Source organism: Streptomyces sp. NPDC048370, assembly GCF_043200825.1.
In the GTDB taxonomy this organism is placed as follows: domain Bacteria; phylum Actinomycetota; class Actinomycetes; order Streptomycetales; family Streptomycetaceae; genus Streptomyces.
In genome coordinates, this window is record NZ_JBICYI010000004.1 from 144715 (window position 1) to 162366 (window position 17652).

The 17652-nt window shown below is 72.9% G+C and carries 15 protein-coding genes and 1 pseudogene; 7 read left to right on the top strand and 9 right to left on the bottom strand.

What is annotated here, in order from left to right; genetic code table 11:
- Window positions 1-158: 158 nt before the first annotated feature.
- Window positions 159-599: pseudogene (locus ACGFYP_RS11480) on the top strand (response regulator); the annotation flags it as partial.
- Between the two features lie 94 nt (window positions 600-693).
- Here ACGFYP_RS11480 and ACGFYP_RS11485 read toward each other — a convergent pair.
- From ACGFYP_RS11485 to ACGFYP_RS11500, 4 genes are all read right to left on the bottom strand, one after another.
- Window positions 694-2145: an MFS transporter gene (locus ACGFYP_RS11485; RefSeq protein ID WP_393489814.1), complete on the bottom strand. Its 1452-nt coding sequence runs from the start codon at window positions 2143-2145 to the stop codon at window positions 694-696.
- Between the two features lie 143 nt (window positions 2146-2288).
- On the bottom strand, window positions 2289-3506 hold the full coding sequence (locus ACGFYP_RS11490; RefSeq protein WP_393489820.1) for a lipid-transfer protein: 1218 nt from the start codon (window positions 3504-3506) through the stop codon (window positions 2289-2291).
- A 23-nt stretch (window positions 3507-3529) separates the two neighbouring features.
- Window positions 3530-5704 carry an acyl-CoA dehydrogenase gene (locus ACGFYP_RS11495; protein ID WP_393489827.1) on the bottom strand — a complete coding sequence of 725 codons (2175 nt, stop codon included), beginning with the start codon at window positions 5702-5704 and terminating at the stop codon, window positions 3530-3532.
- A 37-nt stretch (window positions 5705-5741) separates the two neighbouring features.
- Entirely contained in the window at window positions 5742-6767 is a 1026-nt protein-coding gene (locus ACGFYP_RS11500; protein WP_393489832.1) for an alpha/beta hydrolase, read from the bottom strand.
- A gap of 145 nt (window positions 6768-6912) precedes the next feature.
- Here ACGFYP_RS11500 and ACGFYP_RS11505 point away from each other — a divergent pair, with 145 nt between their 5' ends.
- Window positions 6913-7536 (top strand): class I SAM-dependent methyltransferase, encoded by a 624-nt coding sequence (locus ACGFYP_RS11505; protein ID WP_393489839.1) that lies wholly within the window; start codon window positions 6913-6915, stop codon window positions 7534-7536.
- 49 nt (window positions 7537-7585) lie between these two features.
- On the opposite strand, the gene ACGFYP_RS11510 is transcribed toward ACGFYP_RS11505, so the two are convergent.
- Window positions 7586-9190, bottom strand: a complete 1605-nt coding sequence (locus ACGFYP_RS11510; RefSeq protein WP_393489845.1) for a hypothetical protein — start codon at window positions 9188-9190, stop codon at window positions 7586-7588.
- Window positions 9191-9527: 337 nt separating this feature from the next.
- Here ACGFYP_RS11510 and ACGFYP_RS11515 point away from each other — a divergent pair, with 337 nt between their 5' ends.
- The 3 genes from ACGFYP_RS11515 (at window position 9528) to ACGFYP_RS11525 (ending at window position 12478) form a co-directional block, all read left to right on the top strand.
- Window positions 9528-10406, top strand: coding sequence for an N-acetylmuramoyl-L-alanine amidase (locus tag ACGFYP_RS11515; RefSeq protein WP_393489852.1), 879 nt, complete (start codon window positions 9528-9530; stop codon window positions 10404-10406).
- Between the two features lie 92 nt (window positions 10407-10498).
- The gene (locus ACGFYP_RS11520) at window positions 10499-11344 is read left to right on the top strand and encodes a DUF5336 domain-containing protein (RefSeq protein ID WP_393489859.1); all 846 of its coding nucleotides are present in this window, start codon (window positions 10499-10501) and stop codon (window positions 11342-11344) included.
- Between the two features lie 123 nt (window positions 11345-11467).
- Window positions 11468-12478 carry an LLM class F420-dependent oxidoreductase gene (locus ACGFYP_RS11525; protein ID WP_393489866.1) on the top strand — a complete coding sequence of 337 codons (1011 nt, stop codon included), beginning with the start codon at window positions 11468-11470 and terminating at the stop codon, window positions 12476-12478.
- 15 nt (window positions 12479-12493) lie between these two features.
- On the opposite strand, the gene ACGFYP_RS11530 is transcribed toward ACGFYP_RS11525, so the two are convergent.
- Window positions 12494-13051 (bottom strand): hypothetical protein, encoded by a 558-nt coding sequence (locus tag ACGFYP_RS11530; RefSeq protein ID WP_393489872.1) that lies wholly within the window; start codon window positions 13049-13051, stop codon window positions 12494-12496.
- A gap of 111 nt (window positions 13052-13162) precedes the next feature.
- Here ACGFYP_RS11530 and ACGFYP_RS11535 point away from each other — a divergent pair, with 111 nt between their 5' ends.
- Window positions 13163-13450, top strand: a complete 288-nt coding sequence (locus tag ACGFYP_RS11535; RefSeq protein WP_393489879.1) for a hypothetical protein — start codon at window positions 13163-13165, stop codon at window positions 13448-13450.
- A gap of 28 nt (window positions 13451-13478) precedes the next feature.
- On the opposite strand, the gene ACGFYP_RS11540 is transcribed toward ACGFYP_RS11535, so the two are convergent.
- The 3 genes from ACGFYP_RS11540 to ACGFYP_RS11550 all read right to left on the bottom strand — a co-directional run bounded on the left by ACGFYP_RS11540 (window position 13479) and on the right by ACGFYP_RS11550 (window position 16757).
- Window positions 13479-14558, bottom strand: coding sequence for a prenyltransferase (locus ACGFYP_RS11540; protein WP_361969126.1), 1080 nt, complete (start codon window positions 14556-14558; stop codon window positions 13479-13481).
- On the bottom strand, window positions 14555-15322 hold the full coding sequence (locus ACGFYP_RS11545; protein WP_393489887.1) for a class I SAM-dependent methyltransferase: 768 nt from the start codon (window positions 15320-15322) through the stop codon (window positions 14555-14557). Before ACGFYP_RS11545 ends, ACGFYP_RS11540 begins: the two co-directional genes overlap by 4 nt.
- A gap of 67 nt (window positions 15323-15389) precedes the next feature.
- On the bottom strand, window positions 15390-16757 hold the full coding sequence (locus ACGFYP_RS11550) for a glycosyltransferase family 4 protein (RefSeq protein ID WP_393489894.1): 1368 nt from the start codon (window positions 16755-16757) through the stop codon (window positions 15390-15392).
- Window positions 16758-16975: 218 nt separating this feature from the next.
- Here ACGFYP_RS11550 and ACGFYP_RS11555 point away from each other — a divergent pair, with 218 nt between their 5' ends.
- Complete coding sequence (locus tag ACGFYP_RS11555) at window positions 16976-17611, top strand: TetR family transcriptional regulator (protein ID WP_393489902.1); 636 nt, start codon at window positions 16976-16978, stop codon at window positions 17609-17611.
- The last annotated feature ends 41 nt before the right edge of the window (window positions 17612-17652 follow it).

Below are 17652 nucleotides of genomic sequence, written 5' to 3' on the forward strand. Positions count from 1 at the left end.
CCGAGCGGGGATGAGTTGAGAAGCCCTCCGGCGGCGATGACTGACGGTGCGTCAGTTCGCCGGGCGCCCGTGGCGCCCGTGTGGGGCGGGCTCCTGCGCGAGCGCGTCGCGGGACGGCGCGGGCGCGCCTTCCGCCCTACGCTGTTCTCGTGAACGAGATGCCTCAGGACCACCGCCCGGGCAAGTCCGTGAGAGTCCTCCTCGCCGAGGACGGGGGCACGGCGCGGGGCGCGCTCGCGCTGCTGCTCGGGATGGAGCCGGACATCGAGGTCGTCGCGCAGGTGGGGCGGGGCGACGAGGTGGTGGCCGCGGCGCTGGACAGCCGGCCGGAGGTGGCGCTCCTGGACGTCGACCTGCCCGGCCGCTCCGGCATCGACGCCGCCGCGGACCTCCGCGACGAGGTCCCCGACTGCCGGGTCCTGATCCTGACGACCTACGGCCGGCCGGGGTACCTCCGGCGGGCCATGGAGGCCGGGGCGGCCGGGTTCCTGGTGAAGGACGGCCCGGTGGAGGAGCTGGCCTCCGCCGTCCGCCAGGCCCTCCGGGGCGAGACGGTCGTCGACCCGGCCCTCGCCGCGGCCGCACTCCGCGAGGACCCCCGAACCCCCTGACGGCGGCGCGTCAGGGGGCGCCGGCGGGGCGCCCCTCACCCTCGTCCCCCGACCGCCGGCACGCGAGGTCGGAGGGACCGGATCACGCCTTGCCGGAGCGCGTCTTCCCGTCGCTCGGGAGCCACAGCAGCATCAGGAGCGCCGCCGTGAGGAGGACGCCCGTCGCCGTGCGGAAGGCCACGGCGTAGCCCTCCGTCAGGGCCTCGGGGCTCGTGCCGCCGGCCGTGCGGGCGGCGGCCACGGTGGAGAGGACGGCGAGGCCGAGCGCGCCGCCCATCGTGCGGGAGGTGTTGACGAGGCCCGAGACGAGACCGGCGTCGGCGGGCGCGGCGCTCGACGTGGCGAGGGTGGCGAGCGGGGTCGTGAGCAGGCCGATGCCGGCCATCATCAGGATCCCGGGGCCCAGGATGGTGGTCAGGAAGGTGCCGTCGGCGGTCATCGTGGACTGCCAGCCGAAGCCGGTCGCGGCGACGAGGGCGCCGATGACCGCGAGGTTGCGGGCGCCGGTGGTCGGCATCAGACGCGGAGCCAGCTTGGAGCCCACGATGACGCTGACCGAGCTGGGGACCAGGGCGAGGCCCGCCTGCAGAGGGGTGTAGCCGAGGACGTTCTGGGCGTACACGGTCATGAAGAACCACATGCCGAAGGAGGTCGAACCGGCGAGCAGGATCGACACGTTGGCGGCCGAGACGGCCCGCGAACGGAAGAGCTTCAGCGGCATCAGCGGGGCCGCCGTCCGCGCCTCGACGGCGACGAAGACCCCGAGGAGGGCCAGGCCGCCGAGGAGCGGAACCAGGGTCGCCGGGGCGCCCCAGCCGCCCTCCTCCGTCTGCACGATGCCGTACGCGACGGAGGCGAGGCCGCCGGTGACGAGGACGGCGCCCGGGAGGTCGAGCCGTCGGCCGGCGCCGGTGCGGCTCTCGCTCAGCCACAGCGCGGCGCCGACCAGGACCAGGACGCCGACGGGAACGTTGATCAGGAGCACCCAGCGCCAGTTGAGCAGGTCGACGAGGACACCGCCGACGAAGCCGCCCGCCGCGCCGCCGGCGGCTCCGACGGCCGTCCACGTGCCGATGGCCCGGGTCCGCGCGGGCCCGGCGGGTACGGCGGCGGTCACGATGGTGAGCGTCGCGGGCGCGAGCACCGCGGCGCCGAGGCCCTGCACGGCCCGGGCGGCGACCAGTTGCCAACCCTCCTGCGCGAGCCCGCCCGCGACCGAGGCCGCCGTGAAGAGACCGAGGCCGAGGAGGAACATCCGCTTGCGGCCGAAGAGATCGGCCGCCCGCCCGCCGAGCAGCATGAACCCGGCGAAGGCGATGGAGTACGCGTTGAGGACCCACTGCAGTCCGAGCGTCGAGAGGCCGAGGTCGGCCCGCATCGACGGCAGGGCGACGTTCACCACCGAGACGTCGAGGACCACCAGGAACTGCCCCGCGCACGCGGCGAGCACCACGAGCCAGGTGCGCGGGCCGGGGGTCGGGGGTATCGCGGTGGACTGCGCGTGGGCGGACTCGGCGGACTCGGCGTTGACCATGCGTGTGATGGTCGCAGAGACTCCTTGCCCCGTACATCGGAAATCGGTCCTAGGAACAGTCCTGGGAAAGGTCCTAGGACCTCCGGACCATCGTCACGACCGCCTGAGCATGGTCACGACCCCCGAGCGCCGCCGGAGCACCGTCACGACCGCCGGAGCATCGTCACGACCGCCGCCCCGCCGAGCCCGATGTTGTGCGCGAGGCCGACGCGCGCCCCCGGGACCTGGCGCGGCCCCGCCTCGCCCCGCAGCTGCCAGACCAGTTCGGCGGCCTGGGCGAGCCCGGTGGCCCCCAGAGGATGCCCCTTGGAGATCAGTCCGCCCGACGGGTTCACGACCCACCGGCCCCCGTACGTCGTCGCACCCGACTCGACGAGCTTCCCGGACGCGCCCTCCTCGCACATGCCGAGGGCCTCGTAGGTCAGCAGCTCGTTGATGGAGAAGCAGTCGTGGAGTTCGACGACGTCCACGTCCTCGATGCCGAGGCCCGACCTCTCGTAGACCTGCCGGGCCGCGGCGCGGGACATCGGCCGGCCGACGGCGTCGATGCAGGAACCGGACGCGAAGGAGTCCTCGGTGTCCGTGGTCATCGCCTGCGCCGCGATCTCGACGGCCTTGTCGTGCAGCCCGTGCTCGACCACGAACCGCTCGGAGACCACGACCGCCGCCGCCGATCCGTCGGAGGTGGGCGAGCACTGCAGCTTCGTCAGCGGCCGGTGGATGGTCTTGGCGGCGAGGATCTCGTCGACCGAGTACACGTCCTGGAACTGGGCGTTGGGGTTGTTCGCCGAGTGCTGGTGGTTCTTGGCGCCGACTGCGGCGAGCTGGACCTCCGTCGTCCCGTACCGCTCCATGTGCTCGCGGGCCGCGTTGCCGAAGATCTGCGCGGTCGGCGGGGACATCTCGAAGCCGTGGCCGGCGGCCATGATCCCGTAGTGCCGGGCGACCGGCGACGTCTTGCCCCCGACATCAGCGGCTCCGCCGCGGGCACCCCCGTCGGAGCCCCCGCCCAGAGCCCCGCGCGCCATCTTCTCGAAGCCGAGCGCGAGGACGCAGTCGCTGATCCCGCCCTCCACGAACTGCCGGGCCATCATCAGCGCCGTCGACGCCGTCGCGCAGTTGTTGTTGACGTTGTAGACGGGCACGCCGGTCAGGCCGAGTTCGTAGGCGGCCCGCTGCCCGGCCGTGGAGGCCTGGAAGCAGTAGCCGACGGGGACCTGCTGGACCTGTTCGTACGAGATCCCGGCGTCGGCGAGCGCCGCCGTCCCCGCCTCGCGGGCCATGTCCCAGTACTGCCAGTCGCGCGTCTCGGGCTTCTCGAACTTCGTCATCCCGACGCCGACGATGTACGCCTTCCCCATCTCGGGTTCCCCTCAGTCTCTCTCTAGTCCCTGGGCAGGCCGAGCAGGCGCTCGGCGACGACATTGAGCTGGACCTGCGTGGTGCCGCCCGCGATGGTGAGGCAGCGGGACATCAGCAGCCCGTGGACCGCCCGCTCCCCCGCGCCCTCCCGCACGGCGCCCTCGGGGCCGAGCAGTTCGAGCGTGAGCTCGGCGAGCTTCTGCTGGTGGACGGTCTGGACGAGCTTGCGGACGCTCGCCCCCGCGCCCGGTTCGAGGCCGGAGACCTGGAGCGTGGTGGTCCGCAGCCCGATGCAGGCGAGCGCGTGGGCCTCGGCGGCCAGGGAGCCGATCCGTACGCGTACGGCACTGTCGGCACCGGCCGCCCGCTCGATCAGCGCTTCGAGTCCGGAGTCGAAGGCGACCTGGTCGGCCATGTGGACACGCTCGTTGCCGAGGGTGTTGCGGGCGACGCGCCAGCCGTCGTTCACCTCGCCGACGACGGCGTCGGCCGGGAGCAGCGCGTCGTCGAAGAACACCTCGTTGAAGAGCGAGTCGCCGGTGATCTCCTTCAGCGGCCGGATGTCGATCCCCGGTGTGTTCTTCATGTCGACGAGGAAGTACGTGAGCCCCTTGTGCTTGGGGGCGTCGGGGTCGGTGCGGGCGAGCAGGATGCCGTGGTCGGCCCATTGGGCGGCGCTCGTCCACACCTTCTGTCCGGTGATCCGCCAGCCGCCGTCCTCGGTGCGTTCGGCCTTCGTACGGAGCGAGGCGAGGTCGGACCCGGCGCCCGGCTCGGAGAAGAGCTGGCACCAGAGCAGGTCGCCCCGGAGGGTGGGACCGAGGTAGCGCTCCTGCTGCGCGGCCGTCCCGTACGCGAGGAGGGACGGGACGACCCAGGTGGCGATCCCGAGGCCGGCGATCCGGACCCCGGCCGCGTCGAGCTCCCGCTGTACGGCGAGCTGCTGGAGCGGCCCCGCGCCGAGGCCGTACGGCTCGGGCAGGTGCGGGGCCGCGTATCCGTCGGCGGCGAGCGCGCGGCGGGCGGCGCCCGGGTCGAGGCCGACGGCGGGCGCGATCGCCTCGCGCGCGGCGGCGCGGAACGCGTCGGCCTCCGGCGGCAGTTCGAGCCGCAGCTCGCGTCGGACTCCGTCGGCGGCGAGCCTGGCGGCGTGTGCCCGGTGGGTGTCGCCGGCGCCGAGGAGCTGGCGGGCGACGAGGGCGCGGCGCAGTGCGAGATGGGCGTCGTGCTCCCAGGTGAAGCCGATGCCGCCGAGGATCTGGATGGAGTCCTTGGCGCAGCTGTAGGCGGCGTCGAGGGCGGTGGCGGCGGCGAGGGCCGCGACGAGTGGGCGGGCGTCGTCGTCGGTGGACCTGGCGGCGTCCCAGGTGAGGGCGCGGGCCTGCTCGACGCGTACCAGCATGTCGGCGCAGAGGTGCTTGACCCCCTGGAACTGCCCGATGGGCCGCCCGAACTGCTCGCGCGTCCTGGCGTACTCGGCGGCCGTCTCCAGGGCGCGGGCGGCGGTCCCGCAGGCGTCGGCGGCGTACAGCACGGCGGCGAGGTCGGGTATGAGGGTGGGGTCGAGGTCCAGGATCCGGTCGGCGGGGACGTGGGTGGCGTCGGCGGTGACCTCGGCGGTCGGCCGGGTCGGGTCGGCGCTCTCGTGCGGGCGGACGGTGAGGGTGTCGGCGTCCACGGCGGCCCAGACGACGCCCCGCGCGGTGCTCGCGGCCAGGATCAGCAGGTCGGCCTGGGCGCCGCCGAGGACGGGCGGCGCGCTCCCGTCGAACACCACCCCGCCCTCGACCTCGACCCCGGCCATCCCCCCGGCCCCGAGGGCGACGGCCCCGACCCGCGCCCCGCTCGCGAGCTCCGCGACGAGGGCCGGGTCGAGGCCGCCCGAGCCGGCACGGCGCAGGATCTCCCCGGCGAGTACGGAGGGCAGGTACGGCCCCGGCACCAGCGCCCGCGCGGCCTCTTCGAGCACGACGGCCAGGTCGACGAGATCGCCGCCCCCACCCCCGTACTCCTCGGGAAGGTGGATCCCGAGGAGCCCCTGCCCGGCGAGCCCGTCCCAGTGGGCGGGCCGCCCGGTCCCGCTCTCGGCGGGCGCGTCGAGGAGCTTCCGCACGTCCTCGGGCGGTACGGCCCGGGCGAACCACCCGCGCACGGACCGGGCCAACTCCCGCTGCTCTTGCGTGATTCCGATGCCCATGGCCGCAGACTAGAACACGTTCCAATCTGACGGAAGGTCAGATGACGGTCTTCGTGGAGTCGGGCCGGTCGAGGAGACGGCGGAGCCAACGGGTGCGGGTGGCGCGGGCGGCCTCGCTGAGGGCGGCGTGGGGGGCCATTCCGTCGAAGCCGTGGTACGCGCCGGGCCAGACGTGGAGTTCGGCCCGGCCGCCCGCCCGCCAGATCGCGTCGGCGTAGGCGATGTTCTCGTCGCGGAACATCTCGGCCGAGCCGACGTCGATGAAGGCAGGGGGGAGTCCGGAGAGGTCCGTGGCGCGGGTGGGTGCCGCGTGGGGCGGGACGTCGGCGGAACCGTAGAGGTCACCGAGATACGCCTGCCAGGCGGTCGCGTGGGAGGTGAGGTCCCCCGTGTCGATGCCCGACATCTGACGGTTGGAGAAGGTGTCCATGCGGTCGTCGAGCATCGGGCAGAGCAGCAGCTGCCCGAGCGCGGCCGGACCGCCCCGGTCGCGGGCGAGGAGGGCGAGTCCCGCGGCGAGCCCGCCGCCCGCGCTCTTGCCGCCGATGACGATCCTGTCCGGGTCGATGCCCAGCTCGGTCGCGTGCTCGGCGGCCCAGACGAGGCCGGCGTAGCAGTCCTCCAGCGCTCCCGGGTACGGCGTCTCCGGCGCGAGCCGGTACTCGACCGAGAGGACGGCCATGCCCAGCGGGTGGACCCACTCGCTCTGGATGCGCGGAAGGACGGACCAGGCGTTTCCCATGATCATGGCCCCGCCGTGCATGTAGTAGAGCAGCGGCAGCGGGCGCCCCGCGAGTCCGGCGGGCCGCGTGCTCACGAGGGTCACCTCCGGTCCGCCCGGCGGCCCCGGCACGCTCAGCTCCGTCACCTCGTAGCGGCCGTCGGCGCGCAGCTCCTCGACCGTCGGCCGGGGCCGGGAGGAGGCGTCCCGCTCGCGCGCCGCCATGAGGTTCTCCGGGGTGACGGGCGTCCGCCACTCGTCGCCCAAGGCCGCGAGGACGACGGCCAGTTCGGGGTCGAAGGGCGGTACCGCCCCGGTCGGAACGTTCGCGTCAGAATCCATGCTTCGAAGCCAATCACACCGCTTTGCGGGGCGACCTCGGGGCGACGTCGGGGCGGCCCAGGGGCGGACGGTGGTGTGGTTCGTGTGCGGTGCGTAGGGCACGATGGGCGCTCGCACCTGCCGTACCCGCCAGTAGGAGGACCCCATGCCCGCGCCCGAGATCCTCGCCGCCTTCGAGGCCGCCAAGGGCTTCATGCCCCTCGACGAAGGGCTCGCGCTGCACGCCGCCGCCACGGAGGCCGGCAAGCTGGGGCTGCCGTTCCTGGAGGTCGGGACGTACTGCGGGCGCTCCACGATCCTGCTCGCGGACGCGGCCAGGGAGGCCGGGACGGTCGCGGTCACCGTGGACCACCACCGGGGCAGCGAGGAGCAGCAGCCCGGCTGGGAGTACCACGACCCGACCGTCGTGGACCCCGAGGTCGGCCTGATGGACACCCTGCCCACCTTCCGCCGGACGCTGCGCACGGCGGGCCTCGAGGAGCACGTGATCGCCGTCGTCGGCCGCTCCCCGCAGGTCGCCAAGGTCTGGGCGGGCGAGCTCGGCCTCGTCTTCGTCGACGGCGGGCACACCGACGAGCACGCGACCAACGACTACGAGGGCTGGGCGCCCAAGGTCGCCGTCGGCGGACTGCTCGTCATCCACGACGTCTTCCCGAATCCGGAGGACGGCGGCCAGGCCCCGTACCGCATCTACCTCCGGGCCCTGGAGTCCGGCGACTTCGAGGAGATCTCGGTCACCGACTCCCTCCGCGTACTGCGCCGCCGCTGACCGGAGCGGCCGGGACCGGACCTCACGGGGTCCGGCCCGCCGGACCGGGCTAGAGGCCGCCGAATCGGGACGTCACGTACAGACAGTTCGTGTACGAGTACCCCGGCTCGATCTTCGCAGTGCTCGACTTGTCCGCCGCCGACAGCGCACCCGTCGTCCCCGACCGCTTCTGCAGGAAGTGGTAGTCGCCGGCGGGCAGCATCAGCGTCGCCTTCGGGTACTTGGACGACGGTCCCGAGCACACCTTGGGCTTGGCCGCGCCCCGCGGGAGCAGGTCCCCGTACGCCGTGCAGCCCGCGCACGCCTTCAGCGTGACCCGGCCGGTGACCGGCCCGGTGTAGAGCAGCTCGACCTCGCCGGGGCCGTCGTTGGACACGACCATCACCATCCGCGAGCCGCCGGGTGACGTGGCGGGCGGCAGCCGGTTGCCGGCGGCCGGCGTCTCGTCGGCTATCTCCGCGGCGATCGCGATGGACCGCGCGTGGGCGACCTGCGGGCTGCCGGGGTATTCCTCGACGTACTCCGTCATCGTCGAGACGGCCTCGCCGAACTCCTTGTCCTTGAACTGCTCGACCCCGCAGGCGAAGTCGCCCTTCTGGATCTCCGTGCCCGTGTCCGTGGAGACGGCGGCGAAGGTGGCCTTCGGCAGCAGGTCGACGGTGGTGCGGAAGCGCTGCAGTTCGAGGACGGCCGCGCAGGGGTCCGTGCTGCCGGCGGCTATCGCGGCGGACCGGGTCCGCAGGGCCTCGCGGACCGTGGGCTCGACCTTCTTCGCGTGGCTGGACTCGGGGAACGTCGACAGCAGCGCGTTCAGATGCTCCCCCGCGGTCGCCTCCGTGCCCGCGCCGGCGAGTCCGGTGATCCCGCACTCGTACCAGGACTGGGCCAGCGGGTCGTCCGCCTTCCCCACGAGACCGTCGAGGAGGTCGCGGTCCACCGTCTTGGGCAGGGCCCGCAGGTGCTGGAGCCCGGGGACGGCCTCGCAGTACTTCTTCTGCTCGTACGGGGCGGAGACGGACGCGTAGTAGTCCGCGAGCCGGTCGGGGACGAGGCGGCCCGCCCGCGAGCCCGCGTGCTCGGTGCCGAGCTCCTGGTAGACGGCGAGCGCCTTGCGGTACGTGTGCTCAGCCCCGCCGAAGCTCTGCCCCTCCACCGACTTCACCTGCTCGTCCGCCCCGGCGAGACGGGCGAGCAGCGACTGCTCGACGGCCTCGTCGCGCGCCGCGCCGTAGGCGACGGAGCCGCCGACCGGCACCGCGAGCAGGACCAGCCCGAGAGCGAGCGGGAGCGCGAGCCGCCGCGCCCCGGGTCCGGGACCGGGACCAGGACCAGGACCGGCAGCGGGTACGGCCCCGGCCGTGGCCCCCGACGTGGTCGCCGTGCCGCCGCCCAGGGCGAGCGGGGCGCGCAGACCGCGCCGGGCGCCGTCGACGGCCGCGGCCAGCAGGAACACCCCGTACCCGACGAGGACGCCGGTCGGCACTCCGTCCACGTCGGCGGGGAGCGCGACGAGCAGCAGCACGGCCGTCGCGAGCCAGCAGACGGCGGCCGGGATCCACTGCTTGAGCAGGGCATATCCGAGTCCCAGACAGGACAGGTTCAACAGGCCGACGAGGACGGCCTGCGCCGGGTTCGACGGCTGTGGCGTGGGCACGGCGGGTGGCTGCGCGGGCGGCGGCGGAATCACCGACCCGGCCCCGTAAGCCGCCCCCGGCGCCCCAGGCGCCCCCGATCCCCCAGCAGCCTCAGGAACCCCAGCCGCCCCACGCGCCCCCGTCGCCCCAGCCGCCCCCGGAGCCCCGTAGGCCCAAGGTGTCTCCGAGACTTCCCGCGGGTCCGGTTCTCCCTGCTGACGTGCGTCGTTCGGCTCATCCGCTGTCACAGTTCCCCCCGTGGTCCGTGCGCGTGGTCTCTCCATACCCCCCACGAGGCCTTCACAGTCCCGCCGCGTCGGCCGAACACGCACCGGAAGCTCCCACTAGAGTCGCAAGGTGCCGTACGACCACCGAACCATCCGCGCCCTCGCCGGAACCCTCACCGCCTGCGCCGCCGCCACCGCGCTCGCAGGCTGCGGCGGCGGCAGCAGCGGCGGCTCGAAGCCCGCCGCCCCGAACGCGAACGACGCCAAGGCGACGCCGAGCGCGACGAGCACCCCCGCGCGCACCCCCGCCCGCACGCCCGTCGGCACCCCCGGCCTCCCGCTCGCCGGTCGGACCATCGTGATCGACCCGGGTCACAATCCCGGCAATTTCCGTCACTCCCGGGAAATCAACCAGAAGGTTGATATCGGCACAGGCCGTAAGGAATGCGACACCACCGGCACCTCCACGGACGCCGATTACACCGAAGCCGCATTCACCCTCGATGTTTCACACCGCCTGCGCGATCTCCTCAAGGCCCAGGGCGCGAAGGTCCTCCTCACCCACGACGCCGACCGCCCCTTCGGCCCCTGCATCGACGAGCGCGCCAGGACCGGCAACGCCGCCCGTGCCGACGCCGTGGTCTCCGTGCACGCCGACGGTTCCGCCACCGGCAACCGCGGTTTCCACGTGATCGTGCCCGCGCGGGTCAACTCCGGCGCGGCCGACACCGCGAAGATCGTCGGCCCCTCCCGCGAGCTCGGCGAGGACATCGCCCGGCACTTCGCCCGCGCGACCGGCACCGCCCCGGCCAACTACCTGGGCGGCGGAACCGGGTTGGACGTCCGTGACGATCTCGGTGGTCTCAATCTCTCGACCGTGCCCAAGGTCTTCGTCGAATGCGGCAATATGCGTGATCCGAAGGACGCCGCACTCCTCTCGAATGCGGCATGGCGCCAGAAAGCGGCGCGGGGGATCGCGGACGGCATCGGGACCTACCTCAAGGGGTAGTACCGACGGGCGATAGATTCCCTCCGTACGATAGGGGGCCGCCCCCGTGCTTCGCGCCACCCCGACGAGACGACCCGACGAAGGATTCTTACGTGAATATCCGCTCCCTCACTCGAGGCGATGGCGTTCTGATCGGTGCAGCGGTGGTGCTGTTCATCGCCTCGTTCCTCGACATCAGCGGCTGTGACGCCAGCCCCGAGATCTGCAACCAGGTCCCGAGCACGAACTCCTGGGAGGCCTCGCCCCTCGGCTGGGGCGCCTTCTTCCTCGGCATCGCGGGCGCCGCGCTCGTCGTCTACTCCCGCACGCTTCCGCAGCCCCGCAAGATCGTGGGTCTGGAGCTCGGCCAGGTCGGCGTCGCGTTCACGGTGGCCTCGGCCTGGAACGTGCTGATGTGGATGTTCGAGTCGAACAACGCCGGTGCCGGCCTCATCCTCGGCATGATCGGCTCCCTGGTCCTGGCCGGTGCGGCCGTCGCCGCCCCGCTGGTCCCCGCCCTCAAGGGCCCGCTTCTGAGCGCCCCGAAGCCGCAGGCCTCGCAGCCGTACGGCATGCAGCCGGGTCAGCCCGGCCAGCAGGGTGTCCCCGGTGGCTACGGCTACCCGGGCGCCCAGCAGCCCTACGGCGCCCAGCCGCAGCCGTACGGCGGTCAGCCGCAGCCCGACCCGCAGGCCCAGGCCGCCCAGGCCCCTGCCCCGCAGCCGGCCCCGGCGCAGGCGCAGGGCCAGCAGCCCGCCGGTGACTTCGCCCCGTTCTGGTTCGCGGTCCCGGTCGCCCGCCCGCTGTACGCGGAGGACGGCTCGCCGACCCCGATCGCCGAACTGGCCCCCGGTACCTGGTACCTGGCGGTCGAGCAGCGCGGTCCCGGCCTGATCGCCCAGACGCAGGACGGCCGTCGCGGTGTCCTCCAGGACACCACCGGCATCCAGCGCGGCTGAGTCGCGGGACGCCCGCAGCGCCACGGCAACGGCCCCTCGCCCGGAATCCCTTCCGGGCGAGGGGCCGTTGCCGTACAGTCCCGGAACGGATGAACTGACGGACCGTCAGAAAGGTTCCGGCCCATGCGCCTCGGACTCGCCCTCGGCTACTGGGGCCGCGGCCCCTCCCCCACCCATCTGGAACTCGCCCGCGAGGCCGAGCGGCTCGGGTACGACTCGGTGTGGACGGCGGAGGCGTGGGGTTCCGACGCGTTCACCGCGCTGACCTGGATCGCCGCGCACACCTCCCGTATCGGGCTCGGGACCGCCGTCGCGCAGATGGCCGCCCGCACGCCGACCGCCACCGCGATGCACGCGCTCACGCTCGACCACCTCTCCGGCGGGCGCGTGACGCTCGGGCTCGGACTCTCCGGACCGCAGGTCGTCGAGGGCTGGTACGGCCGCCCCTTTCCCCGCTCCCCGCTGACCGCGACCCGCGAGTACGTGGACGTGATCCGCCAGGTCCTGCGGCGCGAGGCGCCCGTCCGGCTCGACGGGCGGTTCCACTCCCATCCGTACGCCGGCGAGGACGGCACCGGGCTCGGCAAGGCGCTCAAGCCGATCACCCACCCCCTCCGCGCGGACCTCCCCCTCCTCCTCGGCGCCGAGGGCCCCAAGAACATCGCGCAGACCCTGCGGATCGCCGACGGCTGGCTGCCGCTCTACTGGTCGCCCGCGCGGTACGCCGAGGTCTACTCCCTCCCCGACCGGCTGCCCGACGGCTTCCGCGTCGCGCCCATGGTCCGGGCGCAGCTCTGCGACGATCCCGCCGAGGGGCTGCTGCCCGTCAAGGCGATGCTCGGCTTCTACATCGGCGGCATGGGGCACGCGGGCCGCAACTTCCACGCCGATCTGATGGGGCGCATGGGGTACGAGAACGAGGCCCGGCACATCCAGGAGCTGTTCGCGGCCGGCCGCCGCGAGGAGGCGGTGCTCGCCGTGCCCGACGCCTTCGCGGACGAGATCTCGCTCGTCGGCCCGAAAGAGCGGATCGCCGAACGCCTGGAGGAATGGCGGAAGGGCCCGGTGACGGACCTGCTCGTCACGGCACCGGACCCGGCCACCCTGCGACTGCTCGCGGAGCTGAACGCGTAGCTGAATCAGTAGCCGCTAGCCGCCCAGTTGGGACGTGCTCGGCACCTTGTCCGTCACGACGGCGCCCGCGCTCGCGCCCGCGTCCTTCACGTTGGTGATGACGTCCTCGAACGTGCCGACGTCCGCCTCGCTCGCCTCGCCCTTACGGAGCTTGGTGCCGAGGTCCTTGAGCTTGTCGATGCCCGCCGTGAGCGGCGCGACCGCCTTCGAGAGGTGCTCGTCGCCCTTGGCGTTGTTCACCGCCGCCTTGAGCCTGTTGTACGCGAACGCTCCGGCAAGACCCGCCTTGACCAGCGCGAACTTCTGACCGTCCGCGCCCTTCTTGAACTTGCCCGCGCGGTACGGCTTGACGATCCACTGGTACGTGGCGCCGGCCGCCAGGCCCGCGTTGGCGACGAACCGGGTCTTGGCGAGCTTCTGCTGCTCGGCCGTCGTGCTCGCGGTGGCGCTGCCGCTCGCGCTCTGCGCGTCGTCACCGCCGCAGGCGGCCGTCGTCACGAGCAGGGTGCAGGACAGCAGCAACGCCACGACTCCGCGGCGTATCGGACCGGAAGGGACAACGGTACGGGGCACGGCTCGACCTCCCAGAGGGCTTTGGCCACAGCCTCGTCCCGCCCCCACCACTCCGCCACCCGGGCGACTCCGAACGGGTTTCGACGGGCGGGAAGCGGCAAGACAAAACCCATGACTTCACACAGAGGTACGACGCAAGCGGCCAGGGTCATCGCCGTCGCCGCCGACATCGCCGCCGGCCTGATAGGCCTGTGGATCCTCATGTACCTGCTGGAGGCCAACCGGGCCAACGCACTGGTGAGTTTCGTCCAGGACGCCGCCCGCTGGCTGGCCGCCTGGTCCCACGACCTGTTCACCTTCGACGACGCCTGGGCACGGGTCGTCGCGGGCTACGGTCTCGCCGCCGTCGTCTACCTCGCCGTCGGGCACACGGTGGCGGGCAGGCTCCGCAGCCGCTGACGTTCCGCGGAGGCCTCGCCGCCGCCCCTCACGCCCCGCAGCAGTCCGGCTCCAGGCCGCCCGGCAGCCGCTCCCCGCCGAAGACCGCCACCGTCGCCTCGTCGCCGCCGAGCGCCGCGACCGCGAGCAGCAGCGATCCCGCCGTCCAGGTCGTGAGCTCCTCGGGCCACACGGCCGCCTCGCCCTCGAAGACGTACCCCGTCCAGTACATGCCGCCCTCGGCGCGCAGGTGCTGGATGGACTGGAGGATCTCCAGGGCCCGGTCGGACTCGCCGGTCGCCCACAGCGCGAGGGCAAGTTCGCAGCTCTCGCCGCCGGTCACCCACGGGTTGGGCAGGACGCACCGTACGCCGAGCCCGGGTACGACGAAGTCGTCCCAGCGCGCGTCGATACGGGCCGTGGCCGCCGCGCCCGTCACGGCGCCGCCGAGGACCGGGTAGTACCAGTCCATCGAGTAGCGGGACTTGTCGAGGAAGCGCTCGGGGTGGCTGCGGATCGCGTGGCCGAGCGCGCCCGTCGCCAGTTCCCAGTCGGGCTGGGGCTCCTCGCGCGCCTCTGCGATCGCGAGCGCGCAGCGCAGCGCCTGGTGGATGGAGGAACTCCCGGTGAGCAGCGCGTCGTCGACCGCCGTGCCGTCGGCCTCCCGCTTCCAGCCGATCTGCCCGCCGGGCCGCTGGAGCGCGAGGACGAACTCGACGGCGGCGAAGACGACCGGCCACATCCGGTCGAGGAAGGCGTCGTCGCCGGTCGCGAGGTAGTGGTGCCAGACGCCGACGGCGACGTACGCGACGAAGTTGGACTCCCGGCCGCGGTCGGTGACGTCGTCCGGGTCGCCGTCGCGGTAGGCCGCGTACCAGGAGCCGTCGGCGTTCTGGTGCCGGGCCAGCCACTCGTACGCCCGGGCCGCCGCCGCGTGTTCGCCGGCCGTGTCCAGGGCCATGGCGGCCTCGGTGTGGTCCCAGGGGTCGAGGTGGTGGCCTCGGAACCACGGGATCGCGCCGTCCTCGCGCTGTACGGCGAGGATCCCGGCGACGGTCTCGGCTGCCTGTTCGGCGGTGAGGACCCCGGGGAGGAGCAGGTGCTCCGCGATCTGCTCGGGAGAGGTCACTTGGCGTCCGCCGCGCGCGTGGCGTCCACGGCGTCCGCCTCGGCCTTCGGCAGGTGGGGCTTGGTCGCGTACGCCACGAAGCTCTTGCCGACCACCGGGTTGAGCAGCTGCTCGGCGACCCGGGTCAGGGCGGGCTTCTTCATGATGTCCCAGACCAGGAGCTTGTGGTACGCCCGCACCGGCAGCGCCTTGTCGTTGTCCACGCCGAACGCGCACTTCAGCCACCAGTACGGGGAGTGCAGCGCGTGCGCGTGGTGGGTGCCGTACGGCTTGAGGCCCGCCTGGCGGATCTTGGCGAGCAGCTCGTCCGCCTTGTAGATGCGGATGTGGCCGCCCTCGACCTCGTGGTACGCGTCGGAGAGCGCCCAGCAGACCTTCTCGGGGCCGTAGCGCGGGACGGTGACGGCGATCCGGCCGCCGGGCTTGAGCACCCGGACCATCTCGGCGAGGACGCCCTTGTCGTCCGGGATGTGCTCCATGACCTCGGAGATGATCACGACGTCGAAGGACTCGTCGGGGAACGGCAGGTTGAGCGCGTCCCCTTCCATCGCGGTGGCGGTCGCGCCCGCGGGGGCCTCGCCGGCCTCCTTCATCGCGGCGAACCACTTGTCGACCTCTCGGATCTCCTCGCCGTTCTGGTCGAGGGCCACGACCTGGGCGCCGCGCCGGTAGCACTCGAAGGCGTGCCGGCCCGCACCGCAGCCCAGATCGAGCACGCGGTCGCCGGGGGCGAGCGGGAAGCGGGTGAAGTCGACGGTCAGCACGAGGTCTGCCCTTCCGGAGCGATGGTGGTGCGGGGGTGGAACACGGAGACGGCGGTCACCTGCGGGATCACCGGCGGGCTCCCTGACCAGCTCCCTGACGCGCGGCGATCGCCTCGCGGTACAGCTCGGCCGTGCCCTGCGCGGCGCGGGCCCAGGTGAAGCGGTCGAGGACCCTGGCGCGGCCTGCCGCCCCGAGCCGGGCGCGCAGCTCGGCGTCGCCGAGCAGCCGGGCGAGGGCGGTGGCGAGCGCGCCCGCGTCGCCGGGCGGCACGGCCAGGCAGGTCTCGCCGTCGGCTCCGGTGACCTCGGGGATCGCGCCGCCGGTGGTGGCGACGAGCGGGGTCCCGGTGGCCATGGCCTCGGCGGCCGGCAGCGAGAAGCCCTCGTACAGGGACGGCACGCAGGAGACCTGGGCGGAGCGGACGAGGTCGACCAGCTCCGCGTCGGAGATCCCCTTGACGAACTCGACGGCGCCTTCGAGTCCGTACCGCTCGATGGCCTGCGCGACCGGTCCGTCCTCGGCGCGCTTGCCGACGACGACGAGGTGCGCGGCCGGGTTCTCGGTACGGAGCTTCGCCAGGGCCTCGACGAGGTGGACGAGGCCCTTGAGCGGGACGTCGGCGCTGGAGGTGGTGACGATCCGCCCGGGGACCTCGGCGACGGACGGGTCGGGGGACCAGAGGTCGGTGTCGGCGCCGATGTGGACGACCCGGACGCGGTCCGGGCGTACGCCGAGGTGGTCGACGATCTCCTGCTGGGAGGAGCCAGAGACGGTCAGGACGGAGGGCAGACGACGGGCGACCCGCTTCTGCATCCGGGTGAAGCCGTACCAGCGGCGGACGGAGGCGCGGCGCTTCCAGTCGTCGGCGGCGTCGAGGTCCAGCTGCCGGTCGACGGTGATGGGGTGGTGGATCGTGGTGACGAGCGGGGCGCCGAGCACCCGGGGGCCGCCGAGGAGTCCGTAGCCGAGCGTCTGGTTGTCGTGGACGACGTCGAAGTCGCCGCGGCGGGCGGCGAGCATGCGCCGGGCCCGCAGGGAGAAGGTGAGCGGCTCGGGGAATCCGCCGGTCCACATGGTCGCGATCTCAAGGGCGTCGATCCAGTCGCGGTACTCGTCGCGCTTGGGCGTGCGGAAGGGGTCCGGCGAGCGGTAGAGGTCGAGGCTGGCGATCTCGGTGAGCGGGACGCCCTCGTCGAGGATGGGGTACGGCTGGGAGCCGATGACCTCGACGTGGTGGCCGAGGCGGGCGAGCTCGCGGGAGAGGTGGCGGACATAGACGCCCTGACCACCACAGAAAGGATTTCCCTTGTACGTGAGGAGAGCGATGCGCAACATGCGGGTCCCCCCTGGTCGAGCGCAGTCGAGACCTTGGGGGATGTCACCGGCGCCGGTGACGCCCTGGCGGGGGCCTGCCTCTATGGCCTCAGCGGTCACTCGCGGCCCCCTTCGAGCTTGCGTTTCGCGGGAGCGTATCCGCTCGCGCTAATCTAGAACAAGTTTCAGACTTGATCGTTCTTGATCGTTCAAGGAGCACAGAATCTACCGGCAGGTAGCCCCGCCGCGAGAGCCGGATCAGGTGATTCGCGCCACGGCGGAAGCCCCGCCATACTCCGGCCGTACCGCCGCTCGCCCACCGCACGGAACGGGACTTCATGACCGCGGAAGACAGACCCGCATCGCCACCCCTGACGGAGCGCCAGGAGGCACGCCGCCGTCGCATCCTGCACGCCAGCGCGCAGCTCGCCGGGCGGGGCGGATTCGACGCCGTACAGATGCGGGAGGTGGCCGAGGCCGCCGGGGTGGCGCTGGGCACGCTGTACCGCTACTTCCCTTCCAAGATCCATCTGCTGGTCGCGACGATGCAGGACCAGCTCCAGCACATGCACACCACGCTGCGGAAGAGGCCGCCGGCGGGCGACACCTCGGCCGAGCGGGTCGCGGAGACGCTGATGCGGGCGTTCCGGGCGCTCCAGCGCGAGCCGCAGCTCGCGGACGCGATGGTGCGGGCGCTGACGTTCGCGGACCGGAGCGTGAGCCCGGAGGTGGACACCGTCTCGCGGCTGACGACGGCGATCATCCTGGACTCGATGGGGCTCGAACACCCCACGCCGCAGCAGCTGTCGGCGGTGCGGGTGATCGAGCACACCTGGCACTCGGCGCTGATCACCTGGCTGTCGGGACGGGCCTCGATCGCACAGGTGAAGATCGACATCGAGACGGTCTGCCGACTGATCGACCTGACGATGCCCGAGGGTTCGGGGTCGACCGCCGGGCCCGTGACCCCGTAGAGGGGCCACGGGACGCCGGAGGCGGACCGATACTGCGGCAG